General features: G+C 63.8%; 24 protein-coding genes. 15 read left to right on the top strand and 9 right to left on the bottom strand.

All coding sequences use genetic code 11. From position 1 onward, the window contains the following. Positions 1 to 83: 83 nt before the first annotated feature. Positions 84 to 725, bottom strand: coding sequence for a TetR/AcrR family transcriptional regulator (locus B5V03_RS07280; RefSeq protein WP_129268595.1), 642 nt, complete (start codon positions 723 to 725; stop codon positions 84 to 86). Positions 726 to 971: 246 nt separating this feature from the next. Here B5V03_RS07280 and B5V03_RS07275 point away from each other — a divergent pair, with 246 nt between their 5' ends. From B5V03_RS07275 to B5V03_RS07265, 3 genes are read left to right on the top strand one after another with little or no spacing between them, the layout of a single operon-like run. Beyond that, on the top strand, positions 972 to 1,514 hold the full coding sequence (locus tag B5V03_RS07275) for an OsmC family protein (protein WP_129268593.1): 543 nt from the start codon (positions 972 to 974) through the stop codon (positions 1,512 to 1,514). A 35-nt stretch (positions 1,515 to 1,549) separates the two neighbouring features. Further along, positions 1,550 to 2,662, top strand: coding sequence for an acyl-CoA dehydrogenase family protein (locus B5V03_RS07270; protein WP_164987838.1), 1,113 nt, complete (start codon positions 1,550 to 1,552; stop codon positions 2,660 to 2,662). Between the two features lie 50 nt (positions 2,663 to 2,712). Beyond that, positions 2,713 to 3,591: a sulfurtransferase gene (locus B5V03_RS07265; RefSeq protein WP_129268589.1), complete on the top strand. Its 879-nt coding sequence runs from the start codon at positions 2,713 to 2,715 to the stop codon at positions 3,589 to 3,591. A gap of 6 nt (positions 3,592 to 3,597) precedes the next feature. Here B5V03_RS07265 and B5V03_RS07260 read toward each other — a convergent pair whose 3' ends face one another. After that, a complete protein-coding gene (locus B5V03_RS07260) occupies positions 3,598 to 5,526 on the bottom strand; it encodes a sigma 54-interacting transcriptional regulator (protein ID WP_129268587.1) in 1,929 nt (642 codons plus the stop codon). A 160-nt stretch (positions 5,527 to 5,686) separates the two neighbouring features. On the opposite strand from B5V03_RS07260, the gene B5V03_RS07255 reads away from it, so the two are divergent. The 4 genes from B5V03_RS07255 to cynS all read left to right on the top strand — a co-directional run bounded on the left by B5V03_RS07255 (position 5,687) and on the right by cynS (position 9,484). Then, on the top strand, positions 5,687 to 7,063 hold the full coding sequence (locus B5V03_RS07255; RefSeq protein WP_129268585.1) for a CmpA/NrtA family ABC transporter substrate-binding protein: 1,377 nt from the start codon (positions 5,687 to 5,689) through the stop codon (positions 7,061 to 7,063). 148 nt (positions 7,064 to 7,211) lie between these two features. Then, positions 7,212 to 8,051 carry a nitrate ABC transporter permease gene (gene ntrB, locus B5V03_RS07250; RefSeq protein WP_129268583.1) on the top strand — a complete coding sequence of 280 codons (840 nt, stop codon included), beginning with the start codon at positions 7,212 to 7,214 and terminating at the stop codon, positions 8,049 to 8,051. A 5-nt stretch (positions 8,052 to 8,056) separates the two neighbouring features. Beyond that, on the top strand, positions 8,057 to 8,980 hold the full coding sequence (locus tag B5V03_RS07245) for an ABC transporter ATP-binding protein (protein ID WP_129268581.1): 924 nt from the start codon (positions 8,057 to 8,059) through the stop codon (positions 8,978 to 8,980). A gap of 15 nt (positions 8,981 to 8,995) precedes the next feature. After that, positions 8,996 to 9,484, top strand: a complete 489-nt coding sequence (cynS, locus tag B5V03_RS07240; protein ID WP_008135039.1) for a cyanase — start codon at positions 8,996 to 8,998, stop codon at positions 9,482 to 9,484. A gap of 53 nt (positions 9,485 to 9,537) precedes the next feature. Here cynS and purB read toward each other — a convergent pair whose 3' ends face one another. Both purB and B5V03_RS07230 read right to left on the bottom strand, forming a co-directional pair. Continuing rightward, on the bottom strand, positions 9,538 to 10,980 hold the full coding sequence (purB, locus tag B5V03_RS07235) for an adenylosuccinate lyase (protein WP_129268579.1): 1,443 nt from the start codon (positions 10,978 to 10,980) through the stop codon (positions 9,538 to 9,540). A 93-nt stretch (positions 10,981 to 11,073) separates the two neighbouring features. Continuing rightward, positions 11,074 to 11,397 (bottom strand): DUF1476 domain-containing protein, encoded by a 324-nt coding sequence (locus B5V03_RS07230; RefSeq protein WP_129268577.1) that lies wholly within the window; start codon positions 11,395 to 11,397, stop codon positions 11,074 to 11,076. A 330-nt stretch (positions 11,398 to 11,727) separates the two neighbouring features. Between B5V03_RS07230 and purC the strand changes: the two genes are divergently transcribed. Both purC and purS read left to right on the top strand, forming a co-directional pair. After that, a complete protein-coding gene (purC, locus tag B5V03_RS07225; protein ID WP_173015815.1) occupies positions 11,728 to 12,495 on the top strand; it encodes a phosphoribosylaminoimidazolesuccinocarboxamide synthase in 768 nt (255 codons plus the stop codon). A 12-nt stretch (positions 12,496 to 12,507) separates the two neighbouring features. After that, positions 12,508 to 12,750 carry a phosphoribosylformylglycinamidine synthase subunit PurS gene (purS, locus tag B5V03_RS07220; protein WP_129268575.1) on the top strand — a complete coding sequence of 81 codons (243 nt, stop codon included), beginning with the start codon at positions 12,508 to 12,510 and terminating at the stop codon, positions 12,748 to 12,750. Positions 12,751 to 12,798: 48 nt separating this feature from the next. On the opposite strand, the gene B5V03_RS07215 is transcribed toward purS, so the two are convergent. Beyond that, positions 12,799 to 13,815 (bottom strand): magnesium and cobalt transport protein CorA, encoded by a 1,017-nt coding sequence (locus tag B5V03_RS07215; RefSeq protein ID WP_129268573.1) that lies wholly within the window; start codon positions 13,813 to 13,815, stop codon positions 12,799 to 12,801. Positions 13,816 to 13,983: 168 nt separating this feature from the next. On the opposite strand from B5V03_RS07215, the gene purQ reads away from it, so the two are divergent. Both purQ and B5V03_RS07205 read left to right on the top strand, forming a co-directional pair. After that, on the top strand, positions 13,984 to 14,685 hold the full coding sequence (purQ, locus tag B5V03_RS07210; protein ID WP_129268571.1) for a phosphoribosylformylglycinamidine synthase subunit PurQ: 702 nt from the start codon (positions 13,984 to 13,986) through the stop codon (positions 14,683 to 14,685). Further along, positions 14,682 to 15,656, top strand: a complete 975-nt coding sequence (locus B5V03_RS07205) for a tripartite tricarboxylate transporter substrate binding protein BugD (protein WP_129268569.1) — start codon at positions 14,682 to 14,684, stop codon at positions 15,654 to 15,656. Before purQ ends, B5V03_RS07205 begins: the two co-directional genes overlap by 4 nt. 28 nt (positions 15,657 to 15,684) lie before the next feature. Here B5V03_RS07205 and B5V03_RS07200 read toward each other — a convergent pair whose 3' ends face one another. Next, positions 15,685 to 16,164: a PaaI family thioesterase gene (locus tag B5V03_RS07200; RefSeq protein ID WP_164987837.1), complete on the bottom strand. Its 480-nt coding sequence runs from the start codon at positions 16,162 to 16,164 to the stop codon at positions 15,685 to 15,687. A gap of 183 nt (positions 16,165 to 16,347) precedes the next feature. Here B5V03_RS07200 and purL point away from each other — a divergent pair, with 183 nt between their 5' ends. Beyond that, positions 16,348 to 18,558 (top strand): phosphoribosylformylglycinamidine synthase subunit PurL, encoded by a 2,211-nt coding sequence (gene purL, locus B5V03_RS07195; protein WP_129268567.1) that lies wholly within the window; start codon positions 16,348 to 16,350, stop codon positions 18,556 to 18,558. A 114-nt stretch (positions 18,559 to 18,672) separates the two neighbouring features. On the opposite strand, the gene B5V03_RS07190 is transcribed toward purL, so the two are convergent. Next, positions 18,673 to 19,860 carry an acyltransferase family protein gene (locus B5V03_RS07190; RefSeq protein WP_129268565.1) on the bottom strand — a complete coding sequence of 396 codons (1,188 nt, stop codon included), beginning with the start codon at positions 19,858 to 19,860 and terminating at the stop codon, positions 18,673 to 18,675. 183 nt (positions 19,861 to 20,043) lie between these two features. On the opposite strand from B5V03_RS07190, the gene B5V03_RS07185 reads away from it, so the two are divergent. Beyond that, positions 20,044 to 20,217: a DUF1328 domain-containing protein gene (locus tag B5V03_RS07185; RefSeq protein ID WP_027548646.1), complete on the top strand. Its 174-nt coding sequence runs from the start codon at positions 20,044 to 20,046 to the stop codon at positions 20,215 to 20,217. 127 nt (positions 20,218 to 20,344) lie between these two features. Here the strand turns inward: B5V03_RS07185 and B5V03_RS07180 are convergent, their stop codons facing one another. Continuing rightward, positions 20,345 to 20,704: a DUF427 domain-containing protein gene (locus B5V03_RS07180; protein WP_129268563.1), complete on the bottom strand. Its 360-nt coding sequence runs from the start codon at positions 20,702 to 20,704 to the stop codon at positions 20,345 to 20,347. A 208-nt stretch (positions 20,705 to 20,912) separates the two neighbouring features. Here B5V03_RS07180 and B5V03_RS07175 point away from each other — a divergent pair, with 208 nt between their 5' ends. Together B5V03_RS07175 and B5V03_RS07170 are read left to right on the top strand one after the other, a co-directional pair. After that, entirely contained in the window at positions 20,913 to 21,149 is a 237-nt protein-coding gene (locus tag B5V03_RS07175) for a BolA/IbaG family iron-sulfur metabolism protein (protein ID WP_008139419.1), read from the top strand. Positions 21,150 to 21,191: 42 nt separating this feature from the next. After that, positions 21,192 to 22,373: a low temperature requirement protein A gene (locus tag B5V03_RS07170; RefSeq protein WP_164987836.1), complete on the top strand. Its 1,182-nt coding sequence runs from the start codon at positions 21,192 to 21,194 to the stop codon at positions 22,371 to 22,373. A gap of 12 nt (positions 22,374 to 22,385) precedes the next feature. Here B5V03_RS07170 and egtD read toward each other — a convergent pair whose 3' ends face one another. Continuing rightward, on the bottom strand, positions 22,386 to 23,357 hold the full coding sequence (gene egtD / locus B5V03_RS07165) for an L-histidine N(alpha)-methyltransferase (protein ID WP_164987835.1): 972 nt from the start codon (positions 23,355 to 23,357) through the stop codon (positions 22,386 to 22,388). Between the last annotated feature and the right edge of the window lie 4 nt (positions 23,358 to 23,361).

The raw sequence follows: 23,361 nt of genomic DNA, 5'->3' as shown, positions 1-23,361 counted from the left end.
GTGCCCACGATGTTGCTCAGCCAGGTAGAGGTCGTGGGCACGGCGCTGCGCGCCTTTGCCCACCCTACAGGATCACGGCAGAGTCACACCACCTCTAACTCACGCTTCTTCTTCGCCTTGGTCTGGCCGAGCAGGGGACCTGCCGTGAGCGCTGCCGTATCCGCCACGCCCGGATCGCGCGAGATCATCGCGGCCACGATCGCACCGTCGATCAACAGCCCGAGCTGATGCGCGAGCACCGCGGGCTCGCTCGAGCCGAGCTCGCCGGCGAGCTTCTCGATATGGCCGAGCACGATCTTCTTGTGCTTCAGCGCGATGTTGCGAAACTGCTTGGCGTCCTTGTCGTGCTCACCGACCGCATTGATAAAGGGGCACCCGTAGAAGCGCTCTTCGGCGAACCAGCTCTTCAGCGCAGGGAAGATGCGCGTCAGTTTCGCCTGCGCATCGCCGCCGCCTGCTTCCATGGCGCCGATGAACCATTCCCGCCATTGCTTGCCCTCGCTCTCCAGCACCGCGTTGACGAGGTTGGTCTTGGAGCCGAACAATTTATAGAGCGTGGTCTTCGCGGTGCCGGCTTCCTCGATGATCGCATCGATGCCGGTGGCGTTGATTCCGTTCTTGCAGAACAGATGCGTCGCCGCGCTGAGCAGGCGCCCGCGCGCGGACTCGTCTTCGCCCGCGCCGGCGTGGGGCGAATGAGACTTCTTCTTTGCCGTCTTTGTCATGGTGACGAACTTACCCGCAGCCGCGCCGCATCAGCAAGCCGCATCTGTTCCGCGCTGAAAAGATTCGCAAGGGATAACGCATCTGCATCGCCTTTGAGCAAGCGGCGGCTGATCAATCTGCAGGCAGCGCCGGCTAAGCGGCTCCAATGCCTCGCCTTTTGTTTTTGGCCCCCTCTGGCACGCTCCATGCAAGGAAACAGACCGTTCGGTATCCTGCCGGATTCCACGGCTGCCAGGGAGAAAATGATGACTGCCGTCGTTCAAAAGACAGTGCTGACGGGTTGCCTCGCACCCATCGACAAGAATGGCCTCGAGCAACTGATCGCCAACGGCAAGGCCAATCCGAAGGTCATCAAGACCTTGAAATGCAAGACGGTCGCGGAAGGAAAATTCCGCCACGCCAACTACATCCGTAATCTCCAGCCCTACATCGTCGACGAGCCGCCGGGCCTTCTGGGTGACGACACCGCGCCAAATCCGTCGGAAGCCTCGCTCGCCGCACTTGGCTCCTGCCTTGCGGTCGGCCTGCACGCCAACGCGGTGCATCGCGGCTGGATCGTCAACAAGCTCGAGCTCGAGCTCGAAGGCGACCTCAACATCACCGCGGTCTGGGGCACCGGCGACACCTCCGACAAGCCGGTCGGCTTCACCGATGTGCGGGTCAAGGTCGACATGGAATGCGAGGGCATCTCGCAGGACGAGATCAACGCGCTGGTCACCCATGTGAAGCAATGGTCGCCGGTCGCCAACACGTTTACGCGCCCGGTCAATCTCGAGGTCGGCGTCTGAGCTGATCACAACAGGACAAGGTGCGGGAGACGATCATGGGTTCACTGGCTTTATCACGGGCCGACATTTTGGATCAGCCCGCGCCGTCCATTGCCGGCGAGGTGGCGCGGATCGCGAAGGAGCAACTCGCGCCGCTTGCCGCCGGCATCGATGAGGGATCGGTCTATCCGGCCGAGGTGCTGCGCGCGTTCGGCGCGGTCGGGGCGTGGGGCAGCCACGTGCCCCACGAAGGTCCGGCCGATCTGCGCTGCGCCATCCAGACGATGGCGGCGATGGGCGAGGTCTGCGGTGCCACGGCCTTCATGGCCTGGTGTCAGAACACGCTGGTCTGGTACGCCGCCAACTCGACCAACATGAAGCTCGCCAAACGCTTTGGCGATGCCTTCTCGACCGGCCGGGTGCTCGGCGGCACCGGGCTCTCCAATCCGATGAAGAGTTTCTTCGGCATCGAGAAGCTGAAGCTGAAGGGGCGCAAGGTCGAGGGCGGCTATATCGTGCGCGGCGCGCTGCCCTGGGTCTCCAATCTTGGCCCCGACCATTACTTCGGCACCATCTTCGAACGCGAGGACGAGCCCGGCACTGTCATGTTCCTGGCCGACTGCTCCGATCCCGCGATCACGCTGACGCCGTGCAAGCCGTTCCTTGCGATGGACGGAACCGGCACCTACGGAGTGCAGTTCCGCGACGTGTTCGTGCCGGATGAGCTGATCCTCGCCGATCCCGCAGCACCCTTCGTCAAGAGGATCCGCGCCGGCTTCATCCTGCTCCAGGTCGGCATGGCGCTCGGCGTCATCCGCGACTGCATCAGCATCATGGACGAGGTCGACAACTCCCTCGGCCACATCAACCGTTACCTGCCGCAGCAGCCGGTGCATTTCCGCGATCTCGCGAGCGAACTCGAAACCGAGACCATGGCGCTGGCGCGCGATCCCTACAACGAGGAGGAGACCTACTGGCGCAAGGTGATTGCGCTCAGGCTTCGCGCTGGCGAAGCCAGCGTCGCGGCGGCGCATGCGGCGATGCTGCATTGTGGCGCGCGCGGCTACCTCAAAAGTCACCGCGCGCAGCGGCGCCTGCGCGAGGCTTATTTTGTCGCGATCGTCACGCCGGCCACGAAGCAGCTGCGCAAGATGCTCGCGGATTCATGACTCTTTACGTGCCCACCCCGAAGACCCCCAACCTCAACGGAGAGGCTGCCATGACTGACGTCCTGATCACTGCCGTCGAACTCGCCGATCTCTTGAAGACTGAGCCGTGTGTCGTCATCGACACCCGCAATCCCGATGCCTACGCCGCCGGCCACTTGCCGAACGCCGTCAACGTGCATGAGATTTTTACGTTCCTTGCGACCTCGACGCCGGAAGGCATGGCCGAGTTGAAGACCAAGTTCGCCGACGCGTTCGGCGGCGCAGGTCTCTCCGGCAAGGAAACGGCTGTGATCTACGAGCAGTCGATGAACTCGGGCTTCGGACAGTCCTGCCGCGGTTACTATCTCCTCACCATGCTCGGCTATCCCAAGATCAAGGTGCTGCATGGCGGTTTTGACGCGTGGTCGGCCGCGGGCTTCCCGGTGACGACGGACGTGCCGGCGCCGGCAAAGGCCTCGTTTGGAATCGTGCCTGAAGCCGGCGAAATCCTGATCGATGCGAAGACCATGCTCGGCGCCGTCGGCAAGCCCGGCATCGCCATCCTCGACGTGCGCGATGTCGATGAATGGATTGGCGACAGCTCGTCGCCCTATGGCAAGGACTTCTGCCCGCGCAAGGGCCGCATCCCCGGCGCCGTCTGGCTGGAATGGTACCGCATGATGAAGCCGACCGCCGAGGGCCCGCGCTTCAAGTCCAAGGACGAGATTTTGGCCGAATGCGCCACCGTCGGCATCTCGACGACGACGCCGGTCTATCTCTACTGCTTCAAGGGCGCGCGCGCCTCGAACACCTTCCTGGCGCTGAAGAATGCGGGCGTGAAGGACGTGCGGATGTATTTCGGCTCCTGGAACGAATGGTCGCGCGATCCGTCGCTGCCGATCGAGCAGGGGCTGCCGATTGCATCCGATGTGACGACCAAGGCGGCCTGAGCGCCGCTAACCGAGGGCATGCGGACGAGGCGCAATTCCGAGCGCCTTGATCCGCGAGGCCAGCGTGGTCGGCTTGATGTCGAGCATCTCGGCCGCACCGCCGGGGCCGAAGACTTTCCCTGCGCAGGCCTCAAGCGCGGCAACAATGTTGGCGCGCTCGTGGTCGCGCATCTCCGATGATGTCATGACCGCCGGACGCGCATCGGCCTTCTGACGCGCCGCGCCGGCCGGAGCTTGCGCGCCTGATACATCCGGTAGGTCGATGCGCAGGCGGCCGTTCTGCGACAGGATCGCGGCGCGCTCGATCACGTTCTGCAATTCGCGGACATTGCCGGGCCAGTCGTAGCGCGTCAGCCGCCGCGCATCGCCCTCCGACAGGCGCAAATTCGACTTCAGCGCCTTGCTCTCGCGCGTCAAGAAATGCTGGGCGAGCAGCGGAATGTCCTCGCGCCGTTCGCGCAAGGGTACCGTCTCGATCGGGAACACGTTGAGGCGGAAATAGAGGTCCTCGCGAAAGCGGCCGCGCTGCACCTCCTGCTTGAGATCGCGATTGGTCGCGGCGATGACGCGGACATCGACCGTGCGGGTGCGCTCCTGGCCGACGCGCTCGAAATTACCCTCCTGCAACACGCGCAGCAGCTTGCCCTGGAGCTCCAGCGGGATCTCGCCGACCTCGTCGAGGAACAGCGTGCCGCCGTCGGCCAGCTCGAACCGGCCGATGCGGTCGCGCGTTGCGCCGGTGAAGGCGCCGCGGACATGGCCGAAGAACTCGCTCTCGAACAGCTCGCGCGGGATCGCGGCGCAGTTGACGCGGATCAGCGGCCGGTCGCTGCGGGTGGAGTCTTCGTGGATGGCGCGCGCGATCAGCTCCTTGCCGGTGCCGGATTCGCCGGTGATCATCACCGCGGCCGTGGTTGGCGCCACCAGCTTGACCTGGCGCAACGTCTGCTGGACCGCCTCGCTTCCGCCGATGATGCCGCGCGGATTGGTCTCGATGCGGATTTCTTCCTGGAGATAGGCGTTTTCCAGCTCGAGCCGCTCGCGCAGGCGATCCACTTCGGTGAGCGCGGCGTGCAGCTTCTCGTCGGCCTCGCGGCGCTGGCTGACGTCGCGGAACACCACGACGGCGCCGACCACGACGCCGCGATCGCGGATCGGCGTGGAGGTGTATTCGACCCAGGCCGGCGAGCCGTCCTTGCGCCAAAACACCTCGCCGTCGACCTGATGCACGGCGCCGTCGCGAAACGCCGCGTAGATCGGGCAATCATGGTTGTGATAGTGCCGGCCATCATGATGGGTGTGATGCATGATGGGGTGGATTTCCTTGCCGACCAGCTCTTCGGCAGTCCAGCCCAGCATGCGCTCGGCCGCCGGGTTCACGAATGTGGTCTTGCCTTCGGCATTGACGCCATAGATGCCTTCGCCGGCAGCGCGCAGGATCAGCTGGTTCTCGCGCTCGATGTCCTGGAACACGCGCTCGACCCGCTGCCAGGTCGAGATGCCGCTGCGCATATGGTCTTCGGCGGCGGCATCGACATTGCGGCGGCGCCGGGCTTCGAGATCGGTGAGGGTGAGCTGCAGCAGCGTGCGGCCGTCATGGGGCAGGACGCAGCCGGCATATTCCAGCCGGAGATTTTGGCCAGTGGCATGGCGGGGGTTGAGCGCGGTGGTCCAGTAGGCGCCCTTGTGCAGCACGGCCTGGGTGAAGACGGTGAGGGCCGGGAGCTCGCCTGCATGAAGTGTGCTGGCCCTGGTCTGCCGCAGCAGCGCGCGGTCGTAGCCGAGCAGGGTGCAGGCGGCCGGGTTGGCATCGACGATCTGGTCGCCATAGGGATCGACCAGCAGCGTCGCCTCGACCGAGGATTCGAACGCCGCGACACGCGGATCGATGGCTTCGACGGGTTCGTCATGTTCAAGCATGGGCGTCGTTGCCATTGCGAAATCTCGTAATTGAACTACGAGATTTCGTTTATCACGAGTTTTCGTAGCAGCCAAGTGTGACCGAAAGTGCTGCGTCATCAAGGCACTGGCTCGCCAACAGGCGGTGGCATGCTCCTTGCGTAATTCCTGCTCGCAATGACGCGCAGGAGGTCCGATGTCCATGTTTGACAATCCGTTTGATCCCGATCGCCACCTTCGAGCCGGCTGTGCCTGTGGCCAGCATCAATCCGCGGTGGAGCATGAGCAGGCCGCGTTGCGCTGCGAGCCGGTCGAGAGCGAGGAGAAGCGTTACGAGGGCGTCGTTGCTTCCGCCGTCATGCGCGCGATGTTTCCGCAGGACGTGGCGCGGCGCGCCTTCCTGAAATCGGTCGGAGCGTCGACGGCGCTGGCAGCACTCTCGCAATTCTTCCCGATCAAGGCCGCGACCGAGGTCTTTGCGCAAACAGGTGCGCCCGAGAAGAAGGACCTCAAGGTCGGCTTCATCCCGATCACCTGCGCGACGCCGATCATCATGGCGGCACCGCTGGGCTTCTATGCCAAGCACGGTCTCAACGTCGAAGTGGTGAAGACCGCGGGCTGGGCCGTGATCCGCGACAAGACCATCAACAAGGAATACGACGCCGCGCATATGCTGGCGCCGATGCCGATCGCGATCTCGCTCGGCCTGGGCGCTAATGCCATTCCCTTCGCCGTGCCCGCGATCGAGAACATCAACGGGCAGGGCATCGTGCTGGCGACCAAGCACAAGGACAAGCGCGACCCGAAGGACTGGAAGGGCATGAAGTTCGCCATTCCCTTCGACTATTCCATGCACAATTACCTGCTGCGCTATTATCTCGCCGAGCACGGCATCGACCCCGACACCGACGTGCAGCTGCGCTCGGTGCCGCCGCCGGAGATGGTGGCGAATTTGCGCGCCGACAACATCGACGGCTTCCTCGCGCCCGACAACATCTGCCAGCGCGCGATCTATGACGGCGTCGGCTTCATGCATCTGTTGTCCAAGGAGATCTGGGACGGCCATCCCTGCTGCAGCTTCGCCGCGAGCAAAGAGTTCATCACGACCGCGCCGAACAGCTTTGCGGCACTGACGCGCGCGATCGTCGATGCCACCGCCTATGCCTCGAAGGCGGAGAACCGCAAGCAGATTGCGGAGGCCATCGCGCCGGCCAATTACATCAACGCGCCTGTGACCGTGCTGGAGCAGGTCCTGACCGGAACCTACGCTGACGGCCTTGGCGGCGTGAAGACCGACGCCAAGCGTGTCGATTTCGATCCGTTCCCCTGGCAGTCCTTTGCGGTCTGGATGCTGACGCAGATGAAGCGTTGGGGCCAGATCAAGGGCGATGTCGACTACAAGGCGGTGGCCGAGCAGGTGTATTTGGCGACCGACACCAAGAAGCTGATGACGGAGATGGGCCTGACGCCGCCGGCGACCGCCTACAAATCCTTCGCGGTGATGGGCAAGAACTTCGATCCGGCCAAGCCGGAGGATTACGTCGCGAGCTTCAAGATCAGGAAGGCATCGTGAGCATCTCCGCTCTCGTGTCCCGGGCGCGGCGCAGCGCGAAGCGGTGCGACGCAGAACCGGGACCCATGTGGCCCGACTGGGTCCCGGCTCTGCGAAGCAGCACTGCGTGCTGCATCGCGTCCGGGAAACGAGCGGTGGAGCTTGCGCGATGACATCCTCCCTCCGCCTCCGCGCCGGGATCGTCTCCATCGCGCTGCTCGCCGCGTTCCTCGGCATCTGGCATCTCGCCACGCGCTCGACGGCACCGGTCGCGACGATGAGCCCGGAATACGCCAAGCTGATGGGGCTGACCGCCACGCAGGGCAAATCCGCCATGCCCGGGCCGCTCGATGTCGGCGCAAAGCTCTGGGAGCATTTGAAGCGGCCGTTCTATGACAACGGGCCGAACGACAAGGGGCTCGGCATCCAGCTCGGCTATTCCATCGCGCGCGTCGGCATGGGCTATCTGCTCGCCGTGCTCGTCGCCATTCCGCTCGGCTTCCTGATCGGCATGTCGCCGCTGCTCAGCAAAGCGCTCGATCCCTTCATCCAGGTGTTGAAGCCGATCTCGCCGCTGGCCTGGATGCCGCTCGCGCTCTACACCATCAAGGACTCTTCGATCTCTGCGATCTTCGTCATCTTCATCTGCTCGATCTGGCCGATGCTGCTCAACACCGTCTTTGGGGTGGCGAGCGTGCGCAAGGAATGGATCAACGTCGCACGTACGTTGGAAGTCGGCACGCTCAGGCGCGCCTTCACCGTGATCCTGCCGGCGGCGGCGCCGACGATTTTGACCGGCATGCGCATCTCGATCGGCATCGCCTGGCTCGTGATCGTCGCGGCCGAGATGCTCGTCGGCGGCACCGGCATCGGCTACTTCGTCTGGAACGAGTGGAACAACCTCTCGATCACCAACGTCATCATCGCGATCCTGCTGATCGGGGTCGTCGGCATGCTACTCGACCAGATCCTCGCGCGTTTCACGCGCATGGTCACGTTTCCGGAGTAGGGGCTGTGACCGACAAATTTATCTCCATCGAAGGCATCGCAAAACGTTATCCCGGCGCGAGCGGCGCCACGACCACGGTGTTCGAGAATCTCTGGCTGTCGATGGCGCGCGGCGAGTTCTGCTGCGTGATCGGCCATTCCGGCTGCGGCAAGACCACGGTGCTCAATATTCTTGCCGGCCTTGATGCGCCGAGCGAGGGTACTGTCATCGTCGACGGACAGGCGATCTCGGGCACGAGCCTCGACCGCGCGGTGATTTTCCAGAGCCATGCGCTGCTGCCGTGGCGCACGGTGCTCGGCAACGTTGCCTATGCCGTAAGTTCGAAATGGCGACGCTGGGATCGCGCCAAAGTAAAGGCGCACGCTCAGACCTTCATCGATCTCGTTGGTCTCTCCGGCTCCGAGCACAAGCGGCCGTCAGAACTCTCCGGCGGCATGAAGCAGCGCGTCGGCATCGCACGCGCGCTGTCGATCACGCCGAAGATGATGCTGATGGATGAGCCGTTCTCGGCGCTCGACGCGCTGACGCGCGGCACGCTGCAGGACGAGGTACGGCGTATCTGTCTGGAGACCGGGCAGACCGCGTTCATGATCACCCACGATGTCGACGAGGCGATTTATCTGGCCGACAAGATTTTTCTGATGACCAACGGCCCCGGTGCGGTGCTCGCCGAGGTCGTCGAGAATCCGTTGCCCCGGGATCGCGGTCGCACCGACCTGCACCGGCATCCGCTCTACTACGCGCTGCGCAACCACATCATCGATTTCCTGGTGACGCGCAGCAAGACCTTTACGGCCGAGAAGCCCGATCACGATCCGCGCAACGTGCCCGTGGTGCAGATCGGCAAGCCAGGACTGACGATCGCATCTAGCGGCGACGAACAACGACAGACTTGGACACCCGGGACCAGTCCTGGACTAACCGCCTGAAAGGGAGACCCCAAAATGAAACGCGAAGACCTCACCGAAAAACTGCTCGACATCAAGCGCGAGAAGGGCTGGACCTGGAAATACATCTGCGAGCAGGTGGGCGGCTATGCCGAGGTGCTGATCGTCGGCGCGATCCTCGGTCAGATGAAGCTGACGAAGCCGCAGGCGGCGAACGCCGGTGAGCTGTTCGGCTTGTCGAAGGCGGAGACCGCGATGCTGAACGAGGTGCCGATGCGCGGTACCGGCACGCCGATGCCGCCGACCGATCCGTTGATCTATCGTTTCTACGAGATGGTGATGGTGAATGGCCCCGCCTGGAAGGCGCTGATCGAGGAGGAATTCGGCGACGGCATCATGTCGGCGATCGACTTCGACATGGGGATCGAGCGCGTCGCCAACCCGAAGGGCGACCGCGTCAAGATCACCATGAGCGGAAAATTCCTGCCGTACAAATATTACGGCGCCAGCGGCAACGTGCCGGAGTATGGCTTCAAGGAGGGGTAGACGGCGGATTGCGAGTAGCGAATGGGTCTTTCCCACTCGCTACTCACTATTCGCTACAGGATCGCGCCCGGCGTGTAGCGGGCCGCTTCAGGCTTCGCCTTTGCCAGAGCTTCGACCTGCTCGGCGAAGTGATCGACCTGCGCGCCGGCGTCGCCGGAATTGGCGCGCCCGTGATCGAGCACGCTTTGCAGCTCGGCCGCGCTCAGGCCGAGTCGCTGATCGGCAGCGAGACGCTGCAACAGGTCGTTTTGCACGATCTTGCCGGTGCGCAGATCGCGGATGGCCGCCACCGCATGCTCCTTGATCGCCTCGTGCGCGCCCTCACGGCCGGCGCCCTTCTTCACCGCTTCCATCATGACCGTCGTGGTCAGCAGGAAGGGCAAATAACGGTTGAGCTCGGTCGCGACGACGGCGTCGAATATCTCCATCTGGTCGAGCACCGAGAGCAGGGTCTCGAGCAGGCCGTCCATGGCGAGGAAAGTATCGGGCAGCATGACGCGGCGGACCACGGAGCAGGAGACGTCGCCTTCGTTCCACTGGTCGCCGGCGAGGCCGGCGGCCATCGCGAGATAGCCCTTCAGCACCACGTGCAGGCCGTTGATGCGCTCGCAGGAGCGGCTGTTCATCTTGTGCGGCATCGCGGATGAGCCAACCTGGCCCTTGGCAAAACCTTCGCTGGCGAGTTCGTGCCCCGCCATCAGCCGCAACGTCTTGGCGAAGCTGCCCGGACCGCTGGCGAGATCGACCAGCACGCTGACCGCGCGGAAGTCGAGGCTACGCGGATAGACCTGGCCGACAGCATCAAAGCTCTTGGGCAGGCCGAGGTGCTTGAGGATTTGCTGTTCGAGCGCGCGGGCCTTGCCGGCATCGCCATTGAACAGGGTGATCTGGTCGAGCCGCGTGCCGACCGCGCCCTTCAGGCCGCGTGCCGGATAGGTGTCGAGCAGGTTGACCAGGCTCTGATGCGCCAGCAGCATCTCTTCGCCGAACATCGCGATACGCTTGCCGAGCGTCGTGACCTGCGCGGCCACGTTGTGCGTGCGGGCCGTGAACGGGATATCGCGCAACTGATTTGCGTGTTTCGCAAAACGGATCAGCGCGGCGATGGTCTTGGTCTCAATCAGCTGCAACCCGCGGTAGACCTGCAACTGCTCCACGTTCTCGGTGAGGTCGCGGCTGGTCATGCCCTTGTGCAGGTGCTCGTGACCGGCGAGTTCGCAGAACTCCTCGATGCGCGCCTTGACGTCGTGGCGGGTGATGCGCTCGCGGCGCATGATGGACTCAAGGCTAACCTGGTCCTTCACGCGCTCGTAGCTTTCGATCACGCCATCCGGCACCGGGATGCCGAGATCGCGCTGACCCTTCAGCACGGCGATCCAGTAGTCGCGCTCGAGGCGAACCTTGCCTTCGCCACTCCAGATGGCGCGCATGGCGGGCGAGGCATAGCGTTCGGCGAGGACGTTTGAAATGTGATCGGGTGTGTGATCTTTGGACATGCCGCTCATTTGGCATTGCCCGGGGCTGTCCGCAAGCCGTTATGGGGCGAGCGGCGAACGGGATTGACCTCACCATTCGCCGCTCCCGCCAGCTTATTTCCCGGCCTTCACCTCGGCGGCCGCCACGGCGATCAGCTCGCTCATCTTGGCGCGAATCGCCTGCTCGGTGATCGCCACGTCCTTGGCGGCGAAATCACCCATGACCTTGCGCAGGACGTCGTCATCGCCGGCTTCCTCGAAATCGGCCGCGACGACCTCCTTGGCATAGGCCGCAGCGGCTTCGCCTGACATTCCGAGCTTTTCGGCCGCCCACAGCCCGAGCAGCCGGTTGCGGCGAGCTTCCGCCTTGAATTTCTGCTCCTCGTCGAGGGCGAACTTCTTCTCAAAGCCTTCCTGGCGCTTGTCGAACGTGCTCATGCGGCTTCCAATTCCCTGCTGGCTGGACCGGGTGGCCTCGTTGCGAGAGCCCCGGTGCATGCCTAGATAGGGGGCACGAATCGGCAAAACAACGAGCCGTTAAGCCGCAGGCAAGGCGGTATAAGTTGGCATCGGATGAGCCGGATCGATTGTACTGGGGCGGCCAATCGGATAGGTTGCCTGAGGCTCGGTTCCTGTTCTGTTTCCTTGGTCTTTTCTTGGGCTTCAGACGGGTTCCAGGCCGTTCACGGCAGCTCCGCTGTGTGTCGTCGTTCTAGTCAACCGGAGCACACCAAATACATGGATTTCAACAAAACACGGTACATCCCCATGAGCCGTCGGCGTCGCATTTATGAAGGCAAGGCAAAGGTTCTGTATGAAGGTCCCGAGCCCGGTACCCTGATCCAGCACTTCAAGGATGACGCGACCGCATTCAATGCGAAAAAGCATCAGGTGATCGAGGGCAAGGGTGTCCTCAACAACCGGATCTCGGAGTACCTGTTTCAGCATCTCAACGACATCGGGGTGCCGACCCATTTCATCCGCCGCCTCAACATGCGCGAGCAGTTGATTCGCGAGGTCGAGATCGTGCCGCTCGAAGTGGTGGTGCGGAACGTCGCTGCCGGCTCGCTGTCGCAGCGCCTCGGCATCGAGGAGGGCACGCAGCTGCCCCGTTCGATCATCGAGTTCTATTACAAGAACGACCAGCTCAACGACCCCATGGTGTCGGAAGAGCACATCACGGCGTTCGGCTGGGCGACGCCGCAGGAGATCGACGACATCATGGCGCTTGCCATCCGCGTCAACGACTTCCTCACCGGCCTCTTCCTCGGCATCGGCATCCGCCTCGTCGACTTCAAGATGGAGTGCGGCCGGCTGTTCGAGAACGAGATGATGCGCATCATCGTCGCCGACGAGATCTCGCCGGATAGCTGCCGTCTGTGGGACATCAAGTCGAACGAGAAGCTCGACAAGGATCGTTTCCGCAGGGATCTCGGCGGCCTGCTCGAGGCCTATACCGAAGTCGCCAAGCGTCTCGGCATCCTCATGGAGAACGAGCGTCCGCAGGGCTCCGGCCCGGTGCTGGTGAAGAGCTAAGAGGATCTTGACGTGAAGGCACGTGTCACCGTTACCCTGAAGACCGGCATCCTCGATCCGCAGGGCAAGGCCATCGAAGGCGCGCTGAAGTCGCTCGGCGTCGACGGCGTCGCCAGCGTCCGTCAGGGCAAGGTGTTCGACATCGAGCTCGCCGGCGCGGACAAGGCCAAGGCGGAGGCGGCGTTGAAGGACGCCGCCGACAGGCTGCTGGCAAACACCGTGATCGAGAACTATCGGGTCGAGCTGCTAAGCTAGCCGAACTGTTAAGCCAGGGCGATCGGGCGTCGCGCGCTCGCCCTGGGCTCACAACCACCCCACGCGGCGGAAGCGCCAGTAGAGCGCGATGCAGGCGAGCGCCATCATCCCCATCACGACGAAGTAGCTGTACTCCCATTGCAGCTCCGGGATGTATTTGAAGTTCATCCCGTAGATGCCGGCGACTGCGGTCGGGACGGCGAGGATCGCGAGCCACGAGGCGAGCTTCTTGGAGACCGCCGTCTCCTGCGCCTGACCGACCAGCAGACTAGCCTCGAAGGCGAAGGCCAGCACCTCGCGCATGGAATCGATGCGCTCCTGGATGTTCCTGACGTGGTCGGTGACGTCGCGGAACAACGGCTGCATGGTCGCGCGCACCATGGCCAGCTCGTCATGCTCGAGCCGGCGGCACACTTCCACCAACGGGCCGATCGCGGTCCTGAGCCGCAACAGGTCGCGGCGCAGCATGTAGAGCCGCTCGATCTGCGCCTTGCTGATCGGCTTGGAGAGCACGTCGTCCTCGATGCCCTCGACCTCCTCGTGAATGCTCTCGAGCACGGGGGAGTAGTTGTCGACGATGAAATCGAGGATGGCGTAGAGGATGTAGTCCTCGCCGCGCGCCAGCGCCCGCGGGCAGCTTTCGCAGCGTTCGCGCACCGGCGTGTAGGACGTCGAGGCGCCGTGGCGCACCGAGACCAGATAGCCTTCGCCGACGAAGATGTGCGTCTCGCCGAAGGCGATCCGGCCCTCGATCAGCTGCGCCGTCCGCGCCACGATGAACAGGGCCTCGCCATATTGCTCGATCTTCGGCCGCTGGTGGGCGTTGTTGGCATCCTCGATGGCGAGGTCGTGCAGGTCGAACTGTTTCTGCACGGCGCCGAGCAGCGCCATGTCGGGCTCGTGCAGCCCGATCCAGACGACGTGGCCGGGCTTGGCCCGCCAGCTCGAGGCTTCGCTGATGGCGATATTGGCAACGCGCCGGCCGTCGACATAGGCGCCGGCAGCGACGACGCCTTCAGCGGACACCGGTTCGGAGGCTGATGCGGGCAGCGACGGGACATTCATGGCTTCCATCCCGGGCAAGATCGTTGGGCAGACGAGCCGTGGCTATGGCCTGTGTACAAGGCCGCCCGGCAAGGCTAGCACTGGTAAAATCCCCGTCAAATGGCTAAGTGTCTTGGCGAATTGGCCCTTTGGGCCAGCCCGATTCCCATCATCGCCGGAACCCGAACCATGAAAGCCGCCATCCTCGTCTTTCCCGGAATCAACCGCGAGCGCGACATGGCGCGCGCATTGAGGCTGATCTCCGGCAACGAGCCTTCGATGGTCTGGCACGCCGAGACGTCGCTTCCCGCAGGCACCGATCTCGTGGTGGTGCCCGGCGGCTTCTCCTATGGCGACTATCTGCGCTGTGGCGCAATCGCCGCGCGTGCGCCGGTGATGGATGCGGTGCGCGATTATGCGGCCAAGGGTGGCCTCGTGCTCGGCGTCTGCAACGGCTTTCAGATCCTCTGCGAGTCCGGCTTGCTGCCGGGCGTGCTGATGCGCAATGCGCGGCTGAAGTTCATCTGCAAGGACGTGCATCTGCGCGTCGAGCGCTCCGACACGCCGTTCACCCGCGGCTACAATGCCGGCCAGGTCATCCGCGTGCCGGTCGCCCACGGCGAGGGCAATTACGAGGCGGATGAAGAGACCATCAAGCGCATCGAGGGCGAGGGGCGGGTGCTCTATCGCTACTGCTCGGCCGACGGCGCGGTCGACGAGAGCCACAACATCAATGGCGCTGCGCATTCGATCGCCGGCCTGGTCAACGACAGGGGCAACGTGCTCGGCATGATGCCGCATCCGGAAAACCACGTCGAAGACATCATGGGCAGCACCGACGGCCGCGGCCTGTTCGCCGGTCTCGTCCAGCATCTGGAAAAGGCCGCGTGATCTCGTTCGTGTTGAAGCGGCTATCGGCCGCCATTGCCGTTGCTGCGTTTGCAACGGCCGCGCTCGCTCAGGATTTCCCCAAGCGTCCTGTGACCATGATCGTGCCTTTCGCGGCCGGCGGCACCTCGGACGTGATTGCGCGAACCGTTGCCGAGCAGATGGGCATCGCGCTCGGCCAGACCATCGTGATCGAGAACGTTGCGGGTGCCGGTGGTTCGACGGCGCTGGCGCGTGCCTCTCGCGCCGAGCCTGACGGCTACACCATCGCGATTGGCAATGCCGGCATCAATGCTGCGACCTACACGATCTATCCAAAGCTGCCGTTCACGCCAGAATCCTTCGTGCCGATCGGGATGGTAGCCAAGACGTTCGGCATCATCGCGATCCGCAAGGACTTTCCGGCGAAGGACCTCAAGGAGTTCATCGCCTACGCCAAGGCCAATCCGGGCAAGATCAATCTCGGCCATGCCGGCGTCGGCTCGTCGAACTATTTGATCTGCAAGAGCTTCGTCACGGCCGCCGGCATCGATGCGACGCTGGTGGGCTATCGCGGCGCCGCGCCCGCGCTGACCGATGCGATCGGCAGCCAGATCGACGGCGTCTGCGATGCGGCGGCCTCCGTCTCGCAGTCGATCAACGAGAAGCTGGTGCGGGGCCTCGTGGTCGGCTCGACCGTGCGGCTCGCGACGCTGCCGGATCTACTCACTTCAGCTGAAGCAGGCCTGCCCGAATTCGAGGCGCAGGGCTGGAACGGCCTGTTCGCGCCCAAGGGCACGCCGCCGGCGATCATCGCAAAACTGAATGCAGCGGCGCGTACCGCGGTCGAGACCGACGCGGTGAAGAAGCGTTTTGCAGAGCTGTCGACCGTTGCGCCCGATGACAACGAGCATACGCCGGAGCTGCTTCAGCAACTGGTGACGCGGGACGTCGAGAAGTACCGAAAAATGCTGGCGGACGACGCCAACAAGTAGCGTCCGCACTGCCGCAGATCGCGGCGAGCTATGCGTTTGGCTGAGCGAGCGACTTCCGCTTCGCCCGCTTGATCGTCCCGGAGAACGTGAACAGCCGGCGCTCGGCGGCGGCCATCTGCCCGCGCAGGAAGATCAGCGAACCGCCGGAGCGGGTGACCTCGCCGGTGCATTCGATCAGCTCGCCCTCGTGGCCGGCATCCAGGAACTCGCAGGCAAAATTGACCGTCACGCCGCGGCCCTGGAGCGCATGGCGGCCGATCGCGAACAGGCAGTAGTCGGCGAAGGCCATGAAGCAGCCGCCATGGACGTTGCCGGAGCCGTTCAAATGCTTCTTTTCGACCCGGAAGGCGCAGCGGACGCTGCCATCCGCCTCCAGGCGGTGCCAGAAGGGACCGATATGGTTCTCAAAACTGTCGCGGATCCAGGTCTGCCAGCCCGCGAATTCGCCGTCCGTCGCGACATGCAGCTCCGGGCGCGGGGAAGGGGCCGTTTTGGTCAATTCGTGCAAGGAAATGGGCCTTCAATTACGGGTCTTTAGCCCTTAAATCCGATCCGTCAGCGCGTTGCAATTCCCGTTCCCGCACCGACCTGCCGCAAAACGTGGGACAGCGGGAAAATGCGCCATAAAGGGCTTTTCGTGAGCCCCCGATGTTCCTAAGAACGGCCAAACCCCGCCGAAAGCCCCGAATCCATGAAGAACGAACCCAAGATCACCCCCGAGCTGATCGCCGCCCACGGGCTCAAGCCCGATGAATACGAGCGCATCTTGAAGCTGATCGGGCGGGAGCCGACCTTCACCGAGCTCGGCATCTTCTCGGCGATGTGGAACGAGCACTGCTCGTACAAATCCTCGCGCATCCATCTGAAGGGCCTGCCGACCAAGGCGCCTTGGGTGATCCAGGGTCCGGGCGAGAATGCCGGCGTGATCGACATCGGCGATGGCCAGGCCGTGGTCTTCAAGATGGAGAGCCACAACCACCCGAGCTACATCGAGCCCTACCAGGGCGCGACGACAGGCGTCGGCGGCATTTTGCGCGACGTCTTCACCATGGGCGCGCGTCCCATCGCCTGCCTCAATGCGTTGAGCTTTGGCGCGCCTGAGCATGCCAAGACCCGGCATCTCGTCTCCGGCGTCGTCGCCGGTGTCGGCGGCTACGGCAATTCCTTCGGCGTGCCGACGGTCGGCGGCCAGGTCCGTTTCCACACCCGCTATGACGGCAACATCCTCGTCAACGCGATGGCGGTGGGCCTCGCCGATACCGACAAGATCTTCTATGCGGCGGCGTCCGGCGTGAACATGCCGATCGTCTATTTGGGATCCAAGACCGGCCGCGACGGCATCCATGGCGCCTCGATGGCCTCGGCCGAGTTCGACGACAAGTCCGAGGAGAAGCGCCCGACCGTGCAGGTCGGCGATCCCTTCGCCGAGAAGCTGCTGCTCGAGGCATGCCTCGAGATCATGGAGAAGGGCTGCGTCATCGCGATCCAGGACATGGGCGCGGCGGGGCTGACCTGCTCGGCGGTCGAGATGGGCGCCAAGGGCGACCTCGGTGTCGATCTCGATCTCGATGCGGTGCCGACCCGCGAGACCGGCATGAGCGCCTACGAGATGATGCTCTCGGAGAGTCAGGAGCGCATGCTCATGGTGCTCAAGCCCGAGAAGGAAAAGGAAGCCGAGGCGATCTTCAAGAAGTGGGGCCTCGACTTCGCGGTCGTCGGCTACACCACGCCGAGCAAGCGCTTTGTGGTCAAGCATGGCGGCGACGTCATGGCCGATCTGCCGATCAAGGAGCTCGGCGACGAGGCGCCGCTCTATGACCGTCCGCATGTCCCCTCCGCCGCGCTGCCGGTCGTGCATGCGCGCGAGGTGCCGGCGCCGATGGGCCTCGGTGCTGCGCTGGAAAAGCTGATCGGCACGCCCGACATGTGCAGCAAGCGCTGGGTCTGGGAGCAGTATGACCACGTCATCCTCGGCAACACCATGCAGCGTCCCGGTGGCGATGCCGCCGTGGTGCGCGTGCAGGACGGGCCGAAGGGCCTGGCGCTGACCGTCGATGTCACGCCGCGCTATTGCGAGGCCGATCCGTATCAAGGCGGCATGCAGGCGGTGGCGGAAGCCTGGCGCAACATCACCGCGGTCGGCGGCAAGCCGCTTGCTATCACCGACAATCTCAATTTCGGCAATCCTGAGCGGCCAGAGATCATGGGCCAGTTCGTCGGCTGCCTGAAGGGCATCTCGGAAGCCTGCCGCACGCTCGACTTCCCGGTCGTGTCCGGCAACGTCTCGCTCTACAACGAGACCAATGGCCGCGCGATCCTGCCGACGCCTTCGATCGGCGGTGTAGGCCTGCTCGACGATTTCACCAAGTCCGCATCGCTCGCCTTCAAGGCCGAGGGCGAGGCGATCCTGCTGATCGGCGAGACCCATGGCTGGCTCGGCCAGTCCGTTTACTTACGCGATATTTGCGGTCGCGAGGAGGGCGCGCCGCCGCCGGTCGATCTCGCGGCTGAAAAGCGCAACGGCGATTGCGTGCGCGGCATGATCCATGCGGGCACTGCGACCGCCGTGCACGACCTCTCGGATGGCGGCCTCCTGATCGCGCTCGCCGAGATGGCGATGGCGAGCGGCATCGGCGCGAAACTGCTGGCGGCGCCGACGTCGCTTGTCTCGCAGGCCTATTGGTTCGGCGAGGATCAGGCGCGCTATCTCGTCACCGTGCCGGAAACGGAAGCCGGCCGCGTGCTCGCAAAAATGCGCGGCTGCGAGGTGCCCTGCGTGCGGATCGGCACCACCGGTGGTGATGCGGTTGCGATTGTAGGCGAGGCACCTGTAACGATCGACACGCTGCGCAAATCGTTCGAGCGCTGGCTGCCGGAGTATATGGGCGGGAAGGCGGCGTAAGGCGCCGACACACACTCCGTCATTGCGAGCGTAGCGAAGCAATCCAGACCGCCTCCGCGGAGGGTTTCTGGATTGCTTCGCTGCGCTCGCAATGACGAGTTGAGAGAGCGTGCCTCACAACACGTGTGACGCCCCCGGAATCTTCCGCAACGCCGCCGTCAGCCCCCAGCTCAGGATCACCGTGAGCACGAAGCCGATCGCCGCTTTCACAATTGCGGGCAGCGTATAGTCGAACAGCGCATACTGGATCCACAGCGCGATCGGATAGTGCACCAGGAACATGCCGTAGGCGTCCGCCTGCATGCGGTCGAGCAGGTTCGGCCCCGGCGACTTCTGGTGCAGGAAGAAGGCGAGGATCGCGAGCAGGATCGAGCAAGAGAACAGCACGAAGAACGTGCCGTAGATCGCCTGATACCAATGCGGCTGCGGGTCTGGATTGCCCAAAACTTCGCGCTTGATGTAGATCATCACCCACATCAGACAGTAGGGGATCAGCGTGACAATCACCCACGTCCAGCGGCTTTTCGGCAACTGGCCCTCTGCGCTGAGGATGCCGCGATCGAAGTTCGCAGCACCAACGCTGACGCCAATGAAGAAATAGGCGAAGTAGAGCAGGATGCGGCTCGCCTGCACCGAGAACGGCCCGGACTCGAACCATCGGCTGCCGCCGAAATAGAGCAGGACCGGCACATAGACGATGATGGAGACGACGGCGAGCATCAGCCAGAAGACGAACGGCTGGTCAAACCCGCGCAGCGAAACGCGGTTGCCGGGATCGACCAGATGCGCGGAGACCCGGTAGAGCAGGCTCGCGGTCAGGTCGAACGCCAGCAGCACCCAGACGAACCAGATCGGGCCGCTCGGCCACGGGCCCACGGTGATCGTCTTCCACCAGAACGCGGCGAAGTTCAGCTCGGGATTGGCCCGCAGCGCGATCGCGTAATAGGCGAGCGGAATGACGGTCAAGGCCGCGATCGCGAACGGAAGTCCGAGCCGCAACAACCGGTCGCGCAGGAAAACGGAGGGCGCCTTGCGCGCGATGCCGGGCCAGGTGAACAGGCCCGACAGGAAGAAGAACATCGCCATGAAGAAGCTGTCGGTCGCGAGCACGACGATGTCGAACCCGATCCAGGAGGCCGGATCGGTGTGACCGAAATAGGTGTAGGGAATGACGGCGTGATGCAGCAGCACCACCAGCGTCAGGAAGGTGCGGGCGCGATCGAGCGACAGATTGCGCGCCTTGGCCTTCGGCGCGGCGTGCGCCTCTGCGCCGATCGCCGCGGAATGTGACATCGTGATCATGGTCGCCCCGACTTGCGCTCCTGTCCCGGGGCGGACTGTGCCGCCGGGAACCGGATTCAGCAAGGGTCGTTTGAGCCGCAAAAGCCTCCCGTCGTGCGATCAGGAACCAGTTCTGGACAGCGAAGTTAGCGTCCACGTACAGGTTGAGGGCCGTCAAGTTGCGGCCTTAGGTCGGAGTTGGCGATGACGATCCTGAAATGGGCGCTGATCTTTTTACTGATCTCGATTGTAGCAGGCGTGCTCGGCTTCACCGGCATCTCGGCCGCCTCCGCCGATATCGCTCGCTTCCTGTTCTACGTCTTCGTCGTGATCTTCCTAGTGCTGCTGATACTCGGGCTCACGATCTTCAGGGCGTAACTGAGCTTCGCATACACAGTCGGTCGTCATGCCCGGGCTTGTCCCGGGCATTCGATCTTTCTTCCGGGAGCCAAGAACGTGGATGGCCGGGACGAGGCCGGGCCATAATGGCGGCGCGCAGCGCGGCCTATCCCACTTCCTCGATCGTCACCTTGTCGGGATAAAACGCGAGATGGCCGGAAATCTCCGTCATCGCCGGGAAGGGCGTCTCATAGGTCCAGATCGCGTTGTCGAGCGTTTTGCCGTCGGCCTTGACGCTGTAATAGCTCGCATCGCCCTTGTAGGGGCAATGGGTGACGCGGTCGGTGCGCTCCAGCAGCGCCATGTTGGCGTCTTCCCGCGGCACATATTGCACCGCCGGATATTTGGCCTCCTTCAAGACCAGCGCATTGCTGGTCTCGGCGATCACGATGTCGCCGGCCGTGACCCGGACACGCCGGGGGTTCTGGGTGATGGTGATGGGGTGGTCGGGCCCTGGAAGCTTCATGATTTCACGCCTTTTCGATCAATCTGCCGCGCGCGGCACTTTGTCGTGCCTTTATCCGGATGGGATCAGGGATATAGTGCCTGAAGGCGTGACGTAGAAGACCGTTCACGCTAAGTTTGGCCCGGCCGGCAAGTTTGGCTTTGCAGATCCGGACCCCGGCAAGCGATTCTAAGCCGAGACTGAAAGACGAGACAGGAGCACGACCCGAATGCCCATGGACGCCCACGATATCGAGGCGATGATCAAGGCAGCGATCCCCGATGCCGAGGTGACCATCCGTGACCTCGCCGGCGATGGCGACCATTACGCCGCGACCGTGATCTCGGAATCCTTCCGCGGCAAGTCCCGCGTCCAGCAGCACCAGATCGTCTATCAGTCCCTGCAAGGCCAGATGGGCGGCGTGCTGCATGCGCTGGCGCTGCAAACCGGCGTACCAGGTACCTGACCAGGGTTGCATCTGACCTGACCAGCGCGACGGGGGACGATGATGGCTGCGGATAATGCGCGCGGCGCGATGTTTCGCGTCATCCTGCCGAACCAGCCCAGCCGCGTCACCAATGCCGAGCTGTTCTTCGACCTGGTCTTCGTCTTCGCCGTTACGCAGGTGTCGCACACGCTGCTGCACCATTTCACGCCGCTCGGCGCGGTCGAGGTCACGCTGCTGTTTCTGGCGGTGTGGTGGGTGTGGGTCTACACCGCCTGGGTCACCAACTGGCTCAATCCCGAGCTGACGCCGGTCCGCATCCTGATCTTCCTGATGATGCTGGGCGGCCTCGTGCTGTCGACGACGATCCCGACCGCGTTCGAGGGGCGGGGCCTGTGGTTTGCGATCGCCTATGCGACCATGCAGGTCGGACGCACCGCGTTCTGGCTGTTCGCAACCCCGCGCCACCGGACGGCGGTGCGGCACAATGCGATCCGCATCCTGGTCTGGCTCTGCGGCTCCGCGATCTTCTGGATCCTTGGCGGCCTCGCGCACGGGGAGGAGCGGCTGTGGTTCTGGATCGTGGCGCTGACGATCGAGTATGTCTCGCCGGCGGTCCGCTTCTGGCTCCCGAGGCTGGGCTTCTCGTCGGTCGAGGCCTGGGCCGTCGAAGGCGGCCACATGGCCGAGCGCTGCGCCGGCTTCATCATCATTGCGCTCGGGGAAGCCGTTGTCGTCAACGGCGCAACCTTTGCCGAGCTGGACTGGACCGCCGACAACATCCTGGCCTTCGTCTCGTGCCTGGTCGGCGCCATCGCGATGTGGTGGGTCTATTTTCACAAGGGCGCCGAGGCTGGCTCAGAGCGGCTGTCGAAGTCCGCCGAATCCGGCCGGCTGGCGCGGCTCGCTTATACCTATCTGCACTTGCCGATCGTCGCCGGCATCATCCTGACCGCAGTCTCGGACGAGCTGGTGCTGAAGCATCCGACCGGCCATTCCGACATCCGCACCATCGTCAGCACGATCGGTGGCCCGCTGGTGTTCCTGATCGGCACCATCCTGTTCAAGCACGCGATCCGCGGCTTCCTCCAGCTCTCGCACGGCATCGGCATCATCCTGCTGCTGGTGCTGTGGTGGTTCGCGGCGGAGCTGTCGCCCTTATGGCTTTCGGTCGCGACGACGGTGATCATGATCGTCGTCGCGGTGTGGGAGTCGGTGTCGCTGGGGTCGGCAACCGAGGAGTAGGCGCCGGAGCGCTTACTCCGCCACCTCCAATGCGTGCACCGAGAACATCTTCGCTGCATCCATCCAGCTCTCGCGCACCCGCCAGCCGGCGCCCTGCGCCAGCGCGGCGAAACGCTCGAGGCTGTATTTGTAGCTGTTCTCGGTGTGGATGCTCTCGCCCGGGCGGAACGAGAAGCTGGTGCCGAGCAGGCGCACGGTCTGGCTCTTCTTGCTGATCAGGTGCATCTCGATGCGGTGCCGCTCGCGATTGTAGATCGCCCGATGGGTGAAGGCGGACAGATCGAAATTGCCGCCGAGCTCGCGGTTGATCCGCACCAGCACATTGAGGTTGAAGCGCGCGGTGACGCCGGCGGCATCGTTGTAGGCGTCGTGGAGCACGCGCTCTTCTTTTTCCAGGTCGGCGCCGATGATCATCTGCGCGCCCGCGCCCAGGATCTTGCGTGCGCTCTTCAGGAAGGCCTGCGCTTCATGCGGTTCGAAATTGCCGATGGTCGAGCCGGGGAAGAAGCCGACCTTGGGCATGGACGCGACCACCTTGGGCAGCTCGAACGGCGTGGTGAAGTCGGCCGCCACCGGGTAGATGCCGAGTGACGGGAAATCCCGCTTCAGGCCGTTCGCCTGCGCCTTCAGGAAGTCGCCGGAGATGTCGACGGGGACATAAGCCGCGAACTTGCAGTGGCCCAGCAGCAGGCGGACCTTCGTGGTCGCGCCGGCGCCGAACTCGACCAGTGCCGCATGCTCCGGAATGATCTTTGCGATCTCGCTGCCGCGCTCCTTCAGGATCGATAGCTCGGTGCGGGTCGGATAATATTCCGGCAGCTTCGTGATGGCCTCGAACAGCTCCGACCCTGTCGCGTCGTAAAAGTACTTCGGCGACAGCTTTTTCGGCTGCTGCGAGAGGTCTTCGATGGCCTCGCGGGCGAAGGCGGTGGTCTGCTCGTCGGGAAGATGGGCTTCGGCCAAAGCGCTGGCGTGCACATTCATGATA

The organism is Bradyrhizobium betae, from assembly GCF_004123905.1.
Classification (GTDB): domain Bacteria; phylum Pseudomonadota; class Alphaproteobacteria; order Rhizobiales; family Xanthobacteraceae; genus Bradyrhizobium; species Bradyrhizobium betae_A.
This window is presented reverse-complemented; position numbering and strand designations above follow the sequence as displayed.